18 protein-coding genes are annotated in these 17,757 nt (G+C 44.0%); 15 read left to right on the top strand and 3 right to left on the bottom strand.

Translation table 11 applies throughout. From position 1 onward, the window contains the following. Positions 1–113 precede the first annotated feature (113 nt). The 13 genes from atpD (at position 114) to nuoN (ending at position 14,038) form a co-directional block, all read left to right on the top strand. Entirely contained in the window at positions 114–1,535 is a 1,422-nt protein-coding gene (gene atpD / locus COE25_RS09195) for a F0F1 ATP synthase subunit beta (RefSeq protein ID WP_088090198.1), read from the top strand. Between the two features lie 21 nt (positions 1,536–1,556). Next, entirely contained in the window at positions 1,557–1,964 is a 408-nt protein-coding gene (locus COE25_RS09200; RefSeq protein ID WP_098932388.1) for a F0F1 ATP synthase subunit epsilon, read from the top strand. 1,350 nt (positions 1,965–3,314) lie between these two features. Continuing rightward, a complete protein-coding gene (locus COE25_RS09205; protein WP_088090196.1) occupies positions 3,315–3,689 on the top strand; it encodes an NADH-quinone oxidoreductase subunit A in 375 nt (124 codons plus the stop codon). Continuing rightward, complete coding sequence (locus COE25_RS09210) at positions 3,680–4,192, top strand: NuoB/complex I 20 kDa subunit family protein (protein WP_088090195.1); 513 nt, start codon at positions 3,680–3,682, stop codon at positions 4,190–4,192. Before COE25_RS09205 ends, COE25_RS09210 begins: the two co-directional genes overlap by 10 nt. 3 nt (positions 4,193–4,195) lie before the next feature. Further along, positions 4,196–5,446, top strand: coding sequence for an NADH-quinone oxidoreductase subunit C (locus COE25_RS09215; RefSeq protein WP_098932389.1), 1,251 nt, complete (start codon positions 4,196–4,198; stop codon positions 5,444–5,446). A gap of 3 nt (positions 5,447–5,449) precedes the next feature. Further along, positions 5,450–6,550, top strand: coding sequence for an NADH-quinone oxidoreductase subunit D (locus COE25_RS09220; protein WP_098932390.1), 1,101 nt, complete (start codon positions 5,450–5,452; stop codon positions 6,548–6,550). Beyond that, the gene (gene nuoH, locus COE25_RS09225; RefSeq protein WP_088090192.1) at positions 6,550–7,554 is read left to right on the top strand and encodes an NADH-quinone oxidoreductase subunit NuoH; all 1,005 of its coding nucleotides are present in this window, start codon (positions 6,550–6,552) and stop codon (positions 7,552–7,554) included. The genes COE25_RS09220 and nuoH overlap by 1 nt, the downstream gene beginning before the upstream one ends. Positions 7,555–7,688: 134 nt before the next feature. After that, positions 7,689–8,108 (top strand): NADH-quinone oxidoreductase subunit NuoI, encoded by a 420-nt coding sequence (nuoI, locus tag COE25_RS09230; RefSeq protein WP_098932391.1) that lies wholly within the window; start codon positions 7,689–7,691, stop codon positions 8,106–8,108. Beyond that, positions 8,105–8,623, top strand: a complete 519-nt coding sequence (locus COE25_RS09235) for an NADH-quinone oxidoreductase subunit J (RefSeq protein WP_088090190.1) — start codon at positions 8,105–8,107, stop codon at positions 8,621–8,623. Before nuoI ends, COE25_RS09235 begins: the two co-directional genes overlap by 4 nt. Beyond that, complete coding sequence (nuoK, locus tag COE25_RS09240; RefSeq protein WP_098932392.1) at positions 8,620–8,934, top strand: NADH-quinone oxidoreductase subunit NuoK; 315 nt, start codon at positions 8,620–8,622, stop codon at positions 8,932–8,934. Before COE25_RS09235 ends, nuoK begins: the two co-directional genes overlap by 4 nt. Before the next feature lie 206 nt (positions 8,935–9,140). Then, the gene (gene nuoL / locus COE25_RS09245) at positions 9,141–11,012 is read left to right on the top strand and encodes an NADH-quinone oxidoreductase subunit L (protein ID WP_098932393.1); all 1,872 of its coding nucleotides are present in this window, start codon (positions 9,141–9,143) and stop codon (positions 11,010–11,012) included. Continuing rightward, complete coding sequence (locus COE25_RS09250) at positions 11,009–12,520, top strand: NADH-quinone oxidoreductase subunit M (protein WP_098932394.1); 1,512 nt, start codon at positions 11,009–11,011, stop codon at positions 12,518–12,520. Before nuoL ends, COE25_RS09250 begins: the two co-directional genes overlap by 4 nt. A 6-nt stretch (positions 12,521–12,526) precedes the next feature. Continuing rightward, positions 12,527–14,038, top strand: coding sequence for an NADH-quinone oxidoreductase subunit NuoN (gene nuoN / locus COE25_RS09255; protein ID WP_088090186.1), 1,512 nt, complete (start codon positions 12,527–12,529; stop codon positions 14,036–14,038). A gap of 119 nt (positions 14,039–14,157) precedes the next feature. Here the strand turns inward: nuoN and COE25_RS09260 are convergent, their stop codons facing one another. The 3 genes from COE25_RS09260 to COE25_RS09270 form a co-directional block, all read right to left on the bottom strand. Continuing rightward, on the bottom strand, positions 14,158–14,727 hold the full coding sequence (locus tag COE25_RS09260) for a general stress protein (protein ID WP_098932395.1): 570 nt from the start codon (positions 14,725–14,727) through the stop codon (positions 14,158–14,160). A gap of 87 nt (positions 14,728–14,814) precedes the next feature. Next, a complete protein-coding gene (locus tag COE25_RS09265) occupies positions 14,815–14,985 on the bottom strand; it encodes a CsbD family protein (RefSeq protein ID WP_098932396.1) in 171 nt (56 codons plus the stop codon). Positions 14,986–15,011: 26 nt separating this feature from the next. Continuing rightward, the gene (locus COE25_RS09270; RefSeq protein WP_098932397.1) at positions 15,012–15,326 is read right to left on the bottom strand and encodes a hypothetical protein; all 315 of its coding nucleotides are present in this window, start codon (positions 15,324–15,326) and stop codon (positions 15,012–15,014) included. Between the two features lie 463 nt (positions 15,327–15,789). On the opposite strand from COE25_RS09270, the gene COE25_RS09275 reads away from it, so the two are divergent. Together COE25_RS09275 and COE25_RS09280 are read left to right on the top strand one after the other, a co-directional pair. Beyond that, positions 15,790–16,119 (top strand): YflT domain-containing protein, encoded by a 330-nt coding sequence (locus COE25_RS09275; RefSeq protein WP_098932398.1) that lies wholly within the window; start codon positions 15,790–15,792, stop codon positions 16,117–16,119. A 35-nt stretch (positions 16,120–16,154) separates the two neighbouring features. Then, on the top strand, positions 16,155–17,660 hold the full coding sequence (locus COE25_RS09280) for a mechanosensitive ion channel (RefSeq protein ID WP_098932399.1): 1,506 nt from the start codon (positions 16,155–16,157) through the stop codon (positions 17,658–17,660). The last annotated feature ends 97 nt before the right edge of the window (positions 17,661–17,757 follow it).

Consider the following 17,757-nt stretch of genomic DNA (forward strand, 5'->3'; position numbering starts at 1 on the left):
CCGTTCCCACTCATTTTGTTCATTATAGAACAAGACGCGTGACCACAATGAGTTCATTTTCATAAAAATGCTTGTGATGGTTTCTGCGAGAGAGTAAGTAAGGAGGGAAAACGATGAGCAAAGGACGCGTTCTTCAGATTATGGGTCCGGTAGTTGACGTTAAGTTCGAAAGCGGTCATCTGCCTGCGATTTATAATGCGTTGAAAATTTCAAGTAAATCGAGTAATGCATCCGAAGTTGATATCAACATTACCCTTGAAGTAGCTCTTCATTTAGGTGATGATACAGTTCGTACGATCGCGATGTCTACCACAGATGGTTTAACTCGTGGAATAGAAGTTGAAGATACTGGTAAACCGATTTCTGTACCAGTTGGTGATGTAACACTTGGTCGTGTATTTAACGTATTGGGTGAAACGATTGACCTTGCGGCTGAGATTCCAGCAAGTGAGCGCCGTGATTCGATTCACCGCGAAGCACCAACATTTGAAAACCTTTCTACTGAAGTTGAAATTCTTGAAACTGGTATTAAGGTAGTAGACCTTCTTGCACCATATATTAAAGGTGGAAAAATCGGTCTTTTCGGTGGTGCGGGTGTAGGTAAAACCGTATTAATCCAAGAATTGATCAATAATATCGCTCAAGAGCACGGTGGTATTTCGGTATTCGCCGGTGTTGGTGAGCGTACTCGTGAAGGTAATGACCTTTACCACGAGATGACTGATTCAGGAGTTATCAAGAAAACTGCGATGGTATTCGGACAAATGAACGAGCCGCCTGGCGCACGTATGCGTGTTGCTCTAACTGGTTTGACTATGTCTGAGTATTTCCGTGATGAGCAAGGACAAGACGTTCTTTTCTTCATGGATAACATTTTCCGTTTCACGCAAGCAGGTTCTGAGGTTTCCGCGCTACTTGGCCGTATGCCATCAGCGGTAGGTTACCAGCCAACTCTTGCTACTGAGATGGGTAAATTACAAGAGCGTATTACTTCTACAAACTTAGGATCAGTTACATCGATCCAAGCGATTTATGTACCGGCCGATGACTATACGGATCCGGCTCCGGCTACAACATTCGCTCACTTAGATGCAACAACAAACCTTGAGCGTAAGCTTTCTGAGATGGGTATTTACCCAGCGGTGGATCCTTTGGCTTCAACATCACGTGCATTGTCACCTGATATTGTTGGTGAGGAGCACTATAATGTAGCTCGCCAAGTACAATCAACATTACAACGTTATAAAGAGTTACAAGATATTATCGCGATCCTTGGTATGGATGAACTAAGTGATGATGATAAGTTAACGGTACAACGTGCGCGTCGTATTCAAGTATTCTTATCTCAAAACTTCCACGTTGCTGAACAGTTTACTGGCCAGCCAGGTTCTTATGTACCTGTTAAGGAAACGGTTCGTGGTTTCAAAGAGATTCTTGAAGGTAAGTATGACCACCTTCCAGAAGATGCTTTCCGTCTCGTTGGCCGTATTGAGGATGTTATTGAGAGTGCGAAACGCATGGGTGTAGAGGTCTAAACAGAGCCTGGAGGGTAAAAAATGAAGACGATTCGAGTCAGTATTGTTACTCCCGATGGCCCGGTGTTTGATTCAGATGTGGAAATGGTAAGTACCAAGGCAACAAGTGGTGATTTGGGGATTTCCCCAGGCCACATGCCGTTGGTGGCTCCGCTCGAAATTACTTCCGTACGTCTTAAAAAAGACGGAAAAACGGAATTTATCGCGGTCAGCGGTGGAATTTTAGAGGTCCGTCCTGATCAGGTGACTATCTTAGCCCAATCAGCGGAAACTGCGTCTGAAATTGATGTTGAACGTGCCATAAGAGCGAAGGAACGCGCAGAACAGCGTCTGAAAGACCATCAAGCTGATCATACCGATTTCAGACGTGCTGAGCTTGCCTTGCAGCGTGCCATCAATCGCCTCGGCGTATCGGAAAGAAGAATATAGTGTTTTTGAAAAAGAAGTCGAACCCCTTTGGTGGCAATTAGTTTGCCGATGGAGGGGTTTTTTTGTGGTTTTTTGGGGATGTGTGGTTATGGTTGTGGAGGGAGGGGATTTTAGCGTATTCATGATGGGAAGAAAGAATGTTACTTAGCCAGTCTTGCGACTGGCTTGTTGGGTGGTTTGAGGGTTTATAGGGGAGTGGAGAGTATTATTAGGGAAGTGGACAGTAAATGGGTAGAAGTGGATAGTAAATATGAGGTTTTATTAAAAGAGGTATCTGGAAGAGCCTATGAGGTAGGGGTATTTCTTTAATTTTAGTAAATTAGATACCTAGCCAGTCTTGCGACTGACTTTTTGGGTTGTTTTGTGGGTTTATAGGGGAGTGGACAGTAAACTGGGAGAAGTGGACAGTGAAGGTCTGGTTTTATTGAAAGAGGTATTTGGAAAGGCCTTTGAGGGAGAGTTATTTCTATAATTAGAGTAAATTAGATACCCTAGCCAGTCTTGCGACTGACTTTTTGGATAGGTGGCGGTATTTAAGTTGTACTTCGGGTAATTAAATGGGAGGGGTTTTATTAAAAATGGTAATTTTAAAGAGTTGGGGTTGGAATTAGGTGGTCCGCTAGATATAGGGAATAAAAGTTACCTACCCAGTCTCCCGACGGGCTATTAAATCTGGAGCTAATTCCGGAATAAAGCATGAAAAGTTTGGGTGTGAATATGATTGTAGAGGGACATGTTTACATTAATGTGAGGTTGAGTTTTGTTTGGTTTGTTTATTACTTTTTTAGAAAAATATAAGTTGTTTTAAAAAAGAGATATTCGATGTATTTTTAATGACAAAACTCACTGACATTGTTCACATTTTATTGTTAAATAGGGGTTGTTGTCGAATTATTAGGTAGGTTATGGGGTTCTTGCGAACCCTTTATGCACGTCATCTTCCGCTACGCTCCAGATCACGTGTGCTAAAGCATGTCCTTTTAATCTAGTGTGGCGGGTTCGCTCTTGCGTCATCTCTGAAGTAATTCAGGATGTGTTTCTGCGAGATCACACAAACGCTCAGGGGAGGGGACTTCATGTCGACGACTTAGTTCAGGTGTAAATTGTAATTTTACCCGCCGGATGCTAGCGCATCCTGCGCTTCAGCTATCGCTGAAGCTTGCAAAATTCCTGATTGAAAGTCTCTTTTGAGAGCGAGCTCTCAAGAGCCTTTTAATCAGGAATTTCGCGGCGGATTGAATTCCAATTTTTATGAATTTGGTTTGTCGACATGGGTTTGTAACAATGCTATAATGAATTCGGTTACAATATTCATTAGTATGAAAATTTACAACATTGGAGGGGATAGGCATGGAACTTCTAAATGTATATCAGAATAATTATCTGGTCGTCTTTGCGTTCCTATGTCTTGGGGTGCTGCTGCCTGTGGTGGCTTTATATTTAGGTAAGCTTCTGCGTCCGCATAAACCGAGCGAAGCGAAGTATACCACATATGAGAGCGGTATTGAGCCTTTTCACGATTCCCGTGTTCAGTTTAATGTCCGCTATTATATTTTTGCCCTGATGTTTGTTATTTTTGATGTAGAAACCGTGTTTTTATATCCATGGGCGGTGGCCTATGATAAACTGGGGATTTTTGCACTAATCGAGATGTTGATTTTCGTTATTATGTTATTAATTGGCCTTGTGTATGCCTGGAAAAAGAAGGTGCTACGATGGAATTAAAATTAGATGGCATTTCACAACAAGAAATGGCCGAGTTACAGCGAAATGTATTTATGACTACGCTAGAGCAAATTAAAGCTTGGGCTCGAAGCAGTTCGATCTACCCGGTGACATTTGGTCTGGCTTGTTGTGCGATTGAGATGATGGGTGTAGGCGGAGCGAATTATGATTTGGATCGTTCGGGTTCCTTTTTCCGTACGTCACCACGCCAGTCCGATTGTATGATTGTGTCTGGAACGGTGACGAAGAAGATGGCGCCAATTTTACGAAGATTGTATGACCAAATGCCTGAACCGAAATGGGTCATTGCGATGGGTTCTTGTGCGACAGCAGGTGGGCCGTATGTAAAGTCTTATTCCGTCGTTAAGGGAGTCGATCAAATCGTTCCTGTCGATGTGTACATACCTGGATGCCCTCCAAACCCAGCCGCTTTAATTTATGGAATCAATAAATTAAAGGAAAAGATTCGCTATGAAGCGAAGACTGGGAAGAAGGTGATCTAACCGATGAGTGGGGAAAAAGATCTGGATCAGTTAAAAAAGGAAGCTGTTGAAAAGGCGAAAGCGGCAGCGGCGGCGAAACGGGCGGCGAAGGCTGCAGGGGAAGCCTCACCAACTCCGAAGCAGGAGGAAAAACCGGCGGAACCAGTAAAGGCCGAAGCTTCAGAGTCAGTTCCGGCACCGGCAAATGACGGCGACGATCTAGCGAAGAAAAAGGCAGCGGCGGTAGCGAAAGCGAAGGCAGCAGCAGCAGCGAAACGTAAAGCGATGGAGCTTGCTGGCGGTACAGCCCCAGCCGAGGAATCTGCGCCAGTTGAAACACCAGCACCAGCGTCTGAAACTTCTGCTTCAGACGACAGTGACGACTTAGCAAAGAAAAAGGCAGCAGCGGTAGCGAAAGCAAAAGCGGCGGCCGCAGCAAAGAAAAAAGCGATGGAACTAGCTGGCGGATCAGCCCCAGCAGCCGACGCCGACACTGGTGAAGGCGATAACGCCCCAGCAGGAGACGATGCCAAGGCAAAAGCGGCAGCAGCGGCCAAGGCGAAAGCAGTGGCAGCAGCCAAAGCAAAGGCAGCGGCTGCGGCGAAAGCAAAAGCGGCAGGAGCAGGAGCAGGAACCGACTCAGAAGCAGCAGCAGGCGGCGATGATGAAAAAGCTAAAGCGATTGCAGCGGCGAAAGCAAAGGCAAAAGCAGTAGCAGCGGCCAAGGCGAAAGCAGCCGCCGCAGCAGGCGGAAAAACGGATGCCACAGCGGCACCGGCAGCCGAAACAAAGCCATCACCAAACCAGCCATACCTCGATAAGTATGTGAAGGTGATTACCGAACATCTGGGACCGGATGTTTTAGAAGATTCTTATATTAATAAACTATCTAAGGACGTTCCAACCCTTGTGGCGAAGCGTGATACATATTACAAAGTAGCTCAATTTTTAAAATACAATGAGCTCTTAGGATTCGATTATTTATCAGAGCTTCATGGGACAGACTTTGAAACACATATGGAAGTTTATGTTCACTTATACTCATACAAAAACCGTCAGTCCGTCGCCCTAAAAGTGAGGATTGACCGCAGCGAACCAACAATCGAGTCCTTGCAGCCACTTTGGGCAGGCGCAGAATGGCCTGAATGTGAAGCCTATGATTTACTAGGAATCAAGTTTCCAGGACATCCAGACTTACGGCGCATTTTGCTAGGCGAAGAATGGGTTGGCCATCCACTGCGAAAAGATTACGAGCCGTACGACGTGGAGGTGTAACCAATGATCAGAACAGAAGAAATGATATTAAACGTCGGTCCTCAGCATCCAAGTACGCACGGAGTGTTCCGGCTGGTTGTTAAAATTGATGGGGAAATCATTACCGAAGCGAAACCTGTCATCGGGTACTTACACCGCGGGACCGAAAAATTAGCAGAAGACCTGCAATATACGCAGATTATTCCTTACACCGACCGAATGGACTATTTGTCCTCGATGACCAATAACTATATCCTCTGTCATGCCGTCGAAACGATGATGGGGATTGAAATTCCTGAACGAGCTGATTTCTTACGCGTGATTGCGATGGAATTGAACCGGATTGCCAGCCACCTTGTCGCCTGGGGTACGTATATCCTTGACTTAGGTGCAACAAGTCCGTTCATCTATGCCTTCCGTGACCGCGAAATGATTATCAATATGCTCAACGAATTATCAGGGGCCCGCTTGACCTTCAACTATATGCGCGTTGGTGGTGTGAAGTGGGATGCACCTGAAGGCTGGATTGAAAAAGTAGGCAGCTTTGTACCATACCTGCGCGGCCAGCTGAAAGGATATCACGATCTTGTGTCCGGAAATGAAATCTTCCTCGACCGGGTCAAAGGCGTCGGCAAGTATACAAAAGAAGAGGCGCTTCAATATTCACTGAGCGGACCAAACCTGCGCAGTACAGGCGTGAAATGGGATCTTCGTAAAGATGAGCCTTACTCCGTTTACAACCGTTTTACCTTTGATGTACCAACCTCAGAAGACGGCGATTGCTTAGCTCGCTACCATTTGCGTCTTGCAGAGATTGAAGAATCCTTGAAAATTCTTGAACAAGCCGTGGAACAATTCCCTGGTGAAGGTCCAATTATGGCGAAAGTGCCGAAAATCATTAAGGCACCTAAAGGCGAAGCCTACGTCCGCATTGAATCACCGCGTGGAGAGATTGGCTGCTATATTTATAGCGACGGCAAAAAAGAGCCGTACCGCTTAAAGTTTAGAAGACCATCCTTCTATAACCTGCAAATTCTCCCGAAATTATTAAAGGGTGAAAACATTGCAAACATGATTGCTATTTTAGGGGCAGTTGATATTGTCCTTGGGGAGGTTGACGGCTAATGATAGAAGAATTGCTCCAGTCAAGTCCAGGTTGGGCTAACTTTGGAATTTTCTTTTTACTCGGCGCTGTCTTGCTTTTAATCGTATTAGGATTTGTTACCTACGGAATTTTAGCAGAGCGGAAAGTCTTAGGCTACATGCAGCTGCGCCATGGTCCAAACCAGGTCGGCGGTAAATGGGGACTATTACAAACTGTCGCAGACGTCCTCAAACTGTTACTAAAAGAGGATATTATTCCAAAGGCAGCCGACAAGCCATTATTTATCATTGCACCAGTCATCGCCTTCGCGCCATCCTTTATGGTCTTAGCGACGATGCCGTTCACAGACGCCTTTCAGTTTGCTGACATTGGTGTCGGATTACTCTATTATATTGCCGTTAGCGGATTAACCACCTTTGGCATGCTCCTTGGCGGCTGGGCATCAAATAACAAGTACGCCCTCTTAGGAGGTATGCGTGCTTCAGCCCAAATGATTTCTTACGAAATCCCGTTAGTCATGTCCGTCCTAGGCGTCATCCTTTTATCAGGAAGTTTAAACCTAAATGATATCGTTGAAGCACAAAAACATGGCTGGTTCGTACTTTTACAGCCAATCGGCTTCATCGTCTTTTTCATTGCATCAATCGCCGAATTAAACCGGACACCATTTGACCTGCCGGAATCGGAAAACGAACTAGTCGCTGGATATCACGTAGAATATTCCGGATTCCGCTGGGCCTTCTTTATGCTCGCTGAATATGTGTATTTATTCGCAATGTCCGCACTCATTACCGTCGTCTTCCTTGGCGGCTGGCTGGCACCAATCAGCTTCCTGGACTTCATCCCAGGCGCCGTCTGGTTTGCACTTAAATTCAGCGTCGTCGTCTTTGTATACATCTGGCTGCGGGCAACGCTACCACGTTTCCGCGCCGACAAACTCATGGAATTTGGCTGGAAAGTACTGTTGCCAATCGCACTAGCAAACATATTCTTAACAGCATTAGTTAAATCATTATTCTTTTAAAAAAAAGCTGTGTTAAAGGTCAGTATTGATTTTTATAACCAAGTTGATTGGAGCACCTGGAGCGCAAATCAACAGCCAAGTTTAACAGCGTAAATAAAGGAAACCATCTTTAAAATGTAAAAGGGGTGAAAAACGTGCTTGGATTAGTAAAAGGCTTGAAATATACCCTAAAAAACTTGACCAAAGAAAAGGTTACGTATGATTATCCAAACAAGCCGCTTCCACTGCCAGACCGGTTCCGCGGTATTCAAAAGTTTTATCCGGAAAAGTGTATTGTTTGTAATCAGTGCATGAACATCTGTCCGACGGATTGTATTAATTTAACGGGTAAAAAGCATCCGGACCCAACGAAAAAAGGGAAAATCATTGATACCTATGATATTAACTTTGAAATTTGCATCCTTTGTGACTTATGTACGGAGGTATGCCCGACCGAAGCGATTATCATGACCAATAACTTCGAGCTCGCTGAATACAGCCGTGACATGTTATTTAAAAACCTAGAATGGTTAGATGAAAACGATGAAAACATACGGCAGGTGAATAAACCATGACCTTTTCCGGCGAATTCCTCGCTTTTATGGGACTCGCACTTGTCGCCATTATCGGCGGTGTGCTTCTTTTAAACCTTACCAAGGTGGTTCATATGGTCGTTTCACTGATCTTCACCTTTGTGGCAATCGCTGGAATTTACGTGCTGCTGTCAGCAGAATTTGTGGCAGCCGTGCAAATCTTAATCTATTCAGGTGCGATTACCATCATCATGCTGTTTGGAATCATGTTAACAAAGCATAATGATGAACATGAACCTCAAACAGGCAAATGGAGAAAAATCCTCGTCTTTTTAGGGATTCTCGGCTTTGCATTTGCTGTTTACCTTGGCATATACAATTTCAATATCGAACAGGTTCCGACCACCTTGCATGAAAACAACACGATGCAAATCGGTAAAGCACTTTACTCAAAATACATCATTCCGTTTGAGTTAACGTCTGTTTTACTATTAGTGGCCCTTGTCGGTTCGATTATCTTAGCGAAAAATGAGAAGAAGGAGGCGGACGACCAATGAGTTCTGTTCCCGCTTCAGCCTTCCTGGCACTTGCACTGATCTTGTTTTGCATCGGTTTATACGGTGCACTTACCAAAAGAAACACCGTGATTGTCCTGATTTCGATTGAATTAATGCTGAACGCGGTCAATATTAATCTCGTAACCTTCAGCAAATATGGAATGGCGCCGTCCATTACGGGCCAAATCTTCGCCCTGTTCGCGATCAGCGTCGCAGCAGCCGAAGCAGCTGTCGGTCTAGCCATATTAATCTCACTCTACCGCGCCAAAAAGACCGTCAACATCGACGAAATGGACACAATGAAAAACTAAAAAAAATTGGGTGTCAGGCACCACGAAAAGACACTTCGTCATTTTGTCCACGGTGGACGGACGATGCAACTTTGTGTTGAGTTGTCCACTGTACGCGGACATTTATGCGGATTTGTCCACGAAGGGTGTCAGGCACCAGATAAAAATAACTTTCGACAAAACTCGGGTGGTGACAGCTACCGCCCGTGTCTAAGGGGATAGTGATAATGATGGAGAATGCATGGCTCATACCGCTTTTCCCGCTATTATCGTTTTTGATCCTTCTTCTTTTCGGGAAGCGACTGAAGGAGGCGAGTGCGTATGTGGGGATTCTGCTCACATTGGCTTCGCTTGTCTACTCGATTTTGGTATTATTCGAGCGCTTTTCTGAGCCAACCTATGTTACGAAATTTGACTGGCTCACGATAGGAGATATGCATCTAACAGCGGGCTTTGAAGTGAATCAATTAAATGCATTAATGCTGTTTATCGTATCGCTCGTAAGTTTCTTAGTACATACCTACTCCAAAGGTTATATGCAAGGGGACGAGCGGTTTCCAGTATTCTATGCCTATTTAGGACTCTTTACGTTTGCAATGCTTGGTCTGGTGATTTCACCAAACTTGCTGCAAACCTATATTTTCTGGGAGCTTGTCGGTGTCGGTTCCTTCCTATTAATCGGTTTTTATTTTTACAAGGACGAAGCGAAGGCGGCCGCGAAAAAAGCGTTTATTATGACCCGGATCGGGGACGTAGGCTTATTTATCGGCATGATTCTGCTATTCTGGGAAACCAAAAGCTTTGAATATAGTGAAATTTTCGCTGCCGTTGATGCTGGTGCGGTGTCAGGCACCATGATCACCTTAACTGCCATCCTTATTTTCATCGGGGCGGTTGGTAAGTCGGGTCAGTTCCCGCTTCACACCTGGCTTCCGGATGCGATGGAAGGTCCGACGCCTGTTTCGGCCTTAATCCACGCGGCGACGATGGTAGCGGCCGGGGTTTATTTGGTAGCGGCACTATTTCCACTGTTCGCAGCAAGCAAAACAGCGCTCCTTACGATCGCCGTGATTGGTGCGTTTACCGCGATTTTTGCGGCAAGCATTGGTCTTGTGCAAACCGATATCAAACGCGTCCTCGCGTATTCAACGGTCTCACAGCTTGGCTACATGATGCTTGCCTTAGGGTCTGCCGGTTATGTTGCTGGGGTATTCCACCTGATGACACACGCATTCTTCAAGGCGCTATTATTCTTAGCAGCCGGCTCCGTCATTCATGCGGTACATACTCAGAACATCGAAGAAATGGGCGGACTTTGGAAAAAGCTCAAACTAACCGGACCGCTATTCTTAATCGGTACACTCGCGATCAGCGGTGTCCCAGGGCTTTCCGGATTCTTCTCCAAAGATGAAATTTTAGTTGCGGCCTGGGAAGGCGGACATCCATTCCTCTTCTTACTCGCACTTGCGGCCGCATTTATGACAGCTTTCTATATGTTCCGCTTGTTCTTCATGGTATTTACCGGTGAAGCACGCGGAGAACAAAAGCATGTGCATGAATCACCAGCCAACATGACTTACCCGATGATTCTCCTTGGAGTGCTGGCGATTGTTGCCGGTTATGTCAATACACCTTGGTTTGGAACGTTCCTTGGCGACTGGCTTGTTGATGGCAACGAAGCGCTCGCGCACCATGGTCACGTCGAAGGTCCAAGCTGGATCATGATTGCTGCAACGGTTGTTTCCTTAGCGGGAATTTACCTTGCATACCTGATGTACAGCAAGCGGACTGTGGCCCGCAACTGGTTAAGCGGCACAGGGGATACATTACACACGATTTTAACGAACAAATATTACGTCGACGAGTTCTATCAACTGACGATCGTCGCATTCACCAAAGGACTAAGCTATTTCTTACGTTTCATTGATGTCTTCCTTGTCGGCGGAATCGTCAAGGGTGTGGTTGGGATTGTCCAAGGTCTTGGGGCAGCAGGTTCGAAGCTGCAAACCGGACAGGTTCAAACGTACGGCGCGGTCGCCTTTATTGGGCTAGCGGTACTCGTTGTCATCTTTGCATTAACTGGGGGGTACTTACGATGAATTTAACATCTGTTCTTTCAATCCTAGTATTCTCCCCTTTACTAGGTATCATCGTTTTGGCTATCATGCCTAAAACGGCGGAAAAAGCGATTAAAGCGGTTGGCTTCCTAGCCACACTGCCGGCCTTACTGTTGGCCCTAGCGGCCTATCTTCATTATCAATTTGGCAAGGATTTGGCGGACTTTACCGTATCCGTCCCGTGGATTCAGTTCCGCGGCATAAGCGGCGTCGAAGAGCCAGTTTTCTCGGTGTACTATGAACTTGCCTTGAGCGGTTTTCAACTCTTGTTGGTCGTCCTCACAGCGGTCGTAGCGACGCTGTCAGCGATTGCGGCGGCAAAGTTTGTGAAAAAGGAATGGAAAGGCTATTTCATGCTCTTCCTTCTGTTAGAAATCGGAATGCTCGGCGTATTTACCGCCGAAAACTTAATTCTGTTCTTCATCTTCTTTGAAATCACTTTAATCCCGACCTTCTTCTTAATCGGAAAATGGGGTTATTTTGAAAAAGAAAAGGCAGCTTACAGCTTCTTAATTTATAACGGCTTAGGGTCAGCCGTACTGCTTATAGTGATTATGATTCTGTTTGCAAAAACAGGGACAACAAACATTGATGCGTTAGTCCAAATAATGGCCGATCAAAATGCGCCGCTGTCTGGCGACTTGAAGCTTGGCTTGTTCATTTCCTTATTGATTGCGTTTGGTGTAAAATTACCGATTTTCCCATTACACAGCTGGATGCTGAAGGTACACGTTCAAGCGCCGCCATCTGTTGTTATGATCCACTCAGGGATTCTCCTGAAAATCGGTGCGTACGGATTAATTCGTTTTGGAATGGGGATTTTTCCCGAGCAATTTAAGACACTGAGCGTCCTGATTGCTGTCCTTGGAGTGATTAACCTCCTATACGGGGCGTTCCTAGCGTTCATTCAAACAGACTTTAAAATGGTTTTGGCTTATTCATCCATTTCTCATATGGGTATTGTGTTAATCGGACTTGCGGCGATGAATGAGGCTGGGGTTCAGGGGGCGATTTTCCAAGTGATTTCGCACGGATTGATTTCCGCGCTGTTGTTCTTCTTGGTGGGCATCCTTTATGAACGCACCGATACATCGCTGATCGAGAATCTGGGCGGAATGGCGAAGGGCATGCCGATTGCAGCGGGCTTCTTGTTGGCTGCAGGGATGGCGTCGCTTGGCTTGCCAGGGATGTCTGGATTTGTCAGTGAGTTTATGGCGTTCCTCGGTCTTTTCAAAGAAATGCCGTGGATTGCCGCAGTCGGTACGATCGGGATTATCATGACGGCGGCTTACTTGCTTCGCGCGGTGTTAGGGATTACGTACGGCAAGTCACATCGTGAATTTACCGGCGTCCTTGATCTAAAAGGCGTGGAATTCGTGCCGGTGGTTATTTTGATGTTGTTAATCGTTTTAATTGGTGTTTTCCCAAGTGTCCTCAGCGCACCGCTACAAACTACACTTGAAACGATCATGCTAGGGATAGGAGGGTGATGAAGGATGAGTCTTGAGACCTTGCAGCAAATGAATTGGAGTGCCATGACGCCAGAGTTCATCATCCTTGGTGTATCTGCACTTCTTACACTTTTAGATTTATTTATGCCGAAAAATATGGATCGAAAAATTCTCGGCTGGATCGGGATTGCGGCCATTTTTGCAGCGATCGTTTCTGTGCTTGGCATGGTCGGCGGACCAGTGACGTCGATTTTGGAGAATTCGTTCCGCTTAGATAGTTTCGCGATGGCCTTTAAATTATTGCTGCTTGCGGGTGCAGGTTTAGTCATGTTCTTGGCCGTCAGCTATGAGCCGAAAGACGGCTTGGAAGAATATCGCGGCGAGTTTTATTACTTATTCTTATCGGCCTTGCTCGGTGCGATGATTATGACATCCAGCGGCGATCTAATTACGCTGTTTATCGGCTTGGAATTGTTAACTGTTTCTTCTTATATTTTAGCGGGGATCCGCAAGTATCATTTAGAGTCTAATGAATCAGCGATGAAATACGTCATCAATGGCGGAATTTCGACGGCGATTACGTTGTTTGGGATGAGCTATATCTATGGCTTAACAGGCTCAACCAACTTGCTCGACATTGCCGGCCGGTTGTCCACGGTTACGGATAGCCAGCAAGCGTACTTGTTAACCTTGGCATTTTTGATGGTTTTTGTTGGATTAGCCTTTAAATTGGGTGCGGCTCCGTTCCATATGTGGGCACCTGATGTTTACCAAGGGGCGCCAACACCAGTTACCGCTTTTCTAAGTGTGGTTTCGAAGACAGCGGGCTTTGTGATTGTGCTCCGCATTTTGTTAACAGTATTTGGTTCAGCCGCATCGGTTGGAAATCCACAAATGCCGATTTTGCTAGAGATGCAGGACTATATCGCCTTTATCGCTGGGGCAACCATGATTATTGGTAACGTGATTGCTTTGAAGCAGTCGAACATAAAACGGATGTTTGCTTACTCAAGTATCGCTCATGCCGGCTATATTTTAGTGGCGTTAACATCTTTAAGCTCGAATATGTTTTATTCGATCTGGTTCTACTTGCTCGCTTACTTGTTCATGAACCTTGGCGCGTTTGCGGTCATCCAGGTGGTTAGCGAAAAAACAGGTTCAACGAAGATTGCTGATTTTGCTGGATTGTATCGCCGCTCGCCGGTGCTTGCAGTCGTGATGGGCTTACTGCTTGTTTCGTTGGCAGGTTTCCCGGGTACAGCTGGTTTCATTGGAAAATTAAACATCTTTATCGGGGCATTTTATGGTACACCGCATTATGTGCTTGCGTCGATTATGATTGCGACGACGGTCGTTTCGTATTTCTACTATTTCGGCGTGATGACGCAAATGTTCTTCCGTCCGGCAAGTGATGACAGCAAGTTCAATCTTCCATTCGGAATTATTGTGGTCTTGATTGTTGCTGTGGTTGGGTCGGTGCTGTTTGGTGTGATGCCGAATATCGCTTTAGATTTTATGCAAAATAACCTTGATATCTTAGCAGACTTTTTCAGCTAGTTGTTAAGGGAGAGTTAGGCTGCTTGGGGGAAGGCGGCCGGTTAATTTAAAGGGGTTTTATATGAATATGAAGAAGAAGAGGTGGGGGAACCTCTTCTTTTTTTGTATCTATTATTTACTTAATATTTGTTACTCAAGGCAGGGTTTCGATTTCTAATCGTATTGAATCGGTTTTCCTCATGATCAGGTGTTGGTTCCACGTCTAAAGGAATCTCTTCTTCACTGTCGATCATATTATGGGCAGAGTCTTCTCGTTTCTTGACCAGGACTAAGATCTTACCTTCTTCAACGGACTCCCCATAATACTTTGCTTCATCGTCTGGAATTCCAAGTCCGATTAGTGCTCCAGTTAAACCTCCTAAACCTGCACCTGTTAATGCACCCATTATGCTTGCGGCAATAGGACCTGCGGCAACTATCGGACCAATACCTGGTATGGCAAGAGCGCCAAGTCCAGCTAATAATCCTGTTGCTCCACCAAGTGCCCCACCTGTAATCGCACCTGTTGCTGCGGTATCTTCGACTGCAGTGCCTGTTTCTTCGGTAACGTAATCAACGTGATTGTGATCTTTACCGATTACACTGATTTCTGACTTATCGTATCCCCATTTTACAAGATCCTCAATTGCGGCAATAGCCTCTTGTTCGGATTGATAAACACCTACAATGTTTTTTTCATGTTTGTTCATTTTACTCCTCCTCTTATTTAAAATTTGGATGTTTTATAAAAAATGAATATAGTAGTATCATCAATAGGCTGCCAATGTGAATGTTTACTATCTTGATAGTTTATCTTTTACTTCGCCAACGCCTTCTTTTACTTTGCCTTTTGCTTTATCCATTTTTCCTTCTGCTACCTTTGAATCATTATCTGTTAAATGACCCCATTGCTCTTTAGCCTCACCTTTTACTTGATCTACATTACCTGACAATTTATCCTTATTCATATTGTTTACCCTCCTAGTATTTGTTCTTATGGATTTTTATTATCTAGTTCATCTTTCTTTTCACCATCGCTAATACCATTATCTTGATCTACTCCATCACCAACACCGTTATCTTCTAATTTTTTCTCTACATTATTCATAGCTTCTTTCATGTTCGCCTTCGCGTCCTTCATCGTTCCGTTTGCTTCCTTCTGTGTATCATTATCTACGGCATCTTTTTGTTGTCCATCACTAATGCCATTATCTTGGTCGACTCCATCTCCACAACCGGCTAATCCGCCGAATGTAAGGGAAGCAGCCATTCCACCAACTAATAATTTTTTCTTCCAATTCCTAGTCATTGCTGATTCCTCCTTCTAATGGAACGGTAAGTATCTTTTAGAAGTGCCAAGAGCTGCGCTATCTGCTGTTAAGCAATGAAATCTCATCCAATAAGTAAACGTGGGAGGTTAATGGTGCCAATATGGTTATTGGATTTGCTATTAAACTCATACCTTTCAGCCCCTTTCGTTTGCATATTGGTTATATTCCCACTGTATAAAATACGAAACCTCATTTTTTTCGAGAGTAGGGTATGGATGATCCATACCAGAATAAAAAATCGTTTTCTTTCAATTAAAGGCCCTTTTTTTAATGCCTCTGATTCCCATTTGAAAAATTTTTTTATTGATGGAGTATGAACCAACTAGTAAAAAAATAAGGTTTCATTTCTTTTATTAGGGTTATATATCCAATAGAAAACTTACTTACGTAAATAAGTTGAAGCTGTTTATTATGATTCTACAACTCTAGGAGGTAGTAAAAATGAAGCAAGTGAAAATAGTAGAAAATGAGGTTCAAGCAAAAAAGTCAGTGGTTCAATTTTTAAATCAGGGTTTCACAAAAGAGGAGGTCTACATATTGGCCCACGACAAAGACCGTTCAATGGATCTAACAGATGCAACTGATACAAATGGTATGGAGGTATATGATCAGGGTGTCTTTGAATCATTGGCAAATGTATTTCGTTCTCGTGGGGATGAACTACGCTCCAACATGGAATCTTTAGGATTATCTTATTTTGAAGCCCAGCAATTTGAAGGAGAATTAGACATGGGGCGTCTGGTCATTGTTGCGACAAAAAAAGTATCATAACAAAACTGAAAAATTAGGAAAAGGAGATCGATACGATGGATATGAATCAAATGATGACGGGTTGGTACTCTTATTTTAATCAGCTTCCGAACTTGCTGTTTGCCCTGCTTGTATTATTGGTTGGCTGGCTGATTGCAAAGAGTATCGGAAAAGGTGTCGAGGCCATTTTAAAGAAAACACGCTTTGATGATAAGCTTTTTTCAAACTTTGAAAAGAGAAAATACTCCTCTGAAGTGATTATTGGAAAAATTGTTTATTATATTTTACTAGTGTTTGTGTGGATTATCTTTTTTAATATGCTGAACTTAAGCTTGATTGCCACACCACTGGTTCAAATGTTATCAATCATTACAGCAGCGATTCCGAACGTTTTAAAAGCTGCTCTAATATTACTACTAGCTTGGGCAGTTGCCTCACTCGTTCGTATGCTCTTTAAAAAGGCCTCTGCAATGTTTCATTTTGAACGTCTTTTAGTCAAATGGAAGATGACAAATAATCCAGCGGATGCTGTAAGTAAGGTAAACAGTATCGCAAAAGCTCTTTTCTATTTTGTTTTCTTACTATTTTTACCAGGAGTCTTAGATGCATTGCAAATGGAAGGTGTTTCTGAACCTTTCGCAAACACCCTATCAACGTTGCTTGCCTTTATACCCAAGTTATTTGCTGCCGCACTGATTGTCTTTGTCGGCTGGCTTATTGCTAAAATTGTCCGTGATATTCTAACCAACTTTTTAAGAAGTATTGGTACAGAGAGAATTGGTCAACGGTTTGGGTTGAGCCCGACAGGTGAGGGAACCACACTTTCAAGTATGATTGGCAATATTGTGTTTATCTTAATCTTAATTCCGACGATTATTACAGCCCTAGAAAAACTCGACCTAAAAGGAATTTCCGACCCGGCCATAACGATGCTTCATCATGTGCTCTCCCTCATTCCAAACATCGCTGTTGCGGTAATCTTAATATTGGTGGGCTTATGGCTTGGAAAATGGGTCGAAAAAATGGTTACTCAAATGCTTTGGCGCTTACGATTTAATAATTTATTTCACCATATGGGCATTGGCTCATTAAATCCAGAGCAATCCAAGTACAATCTTTCACAAATCGTTGGTATGCTCGCAAAAATAGTGATTGTTTTATTATTTACAGTGGAAGCATTACAAATTGTCCACTTAGAGTTCTTAGTGACTCTTGCAACAGGCGTGATTGCTTATTTACCGATGTTATTCGCTGCACTAGTTATTTTAGGAGTTGGATTATATTTAGGTCATTTAGTAGAACGTATTTTACAAAACATTTTAAAGAACAGCTACTCGCGGACACTTGCAGCTGTTGGGAAATATGCAATCTTTGCAGTTACTGTCTTTATGGCATTAGACCAGCTTGGGGTTGCTCATTCCATCGTAAATGCTGCCTTTATTCTCGTATTAGGTGGAGTAGCATTAGCATTCGGCCTCGCCTTCGGTCTAGGAGGAAAGGAATTTGCCACGAAATATTTAGGTAAGCTAGATAATAAAATAGACAAGAAAATAGTAGAATAAAAGATTTAAGAAAAAGGGACAGGTTGTTACCTGATCGCACGAATAACAATCCGAAACTCAGATGATTTCGGATTGTTATTTTTAATAAAAGAGAGGG

Source organism: Bacillus sp. AFS031507 (assembly GCF_002584635.1).
In the GTDB taxonomy this organism is placed as follows: Bacteria; Bacillota; Bacilli; order Bacillales; family Cytobacillaceae; genus Neobacillus.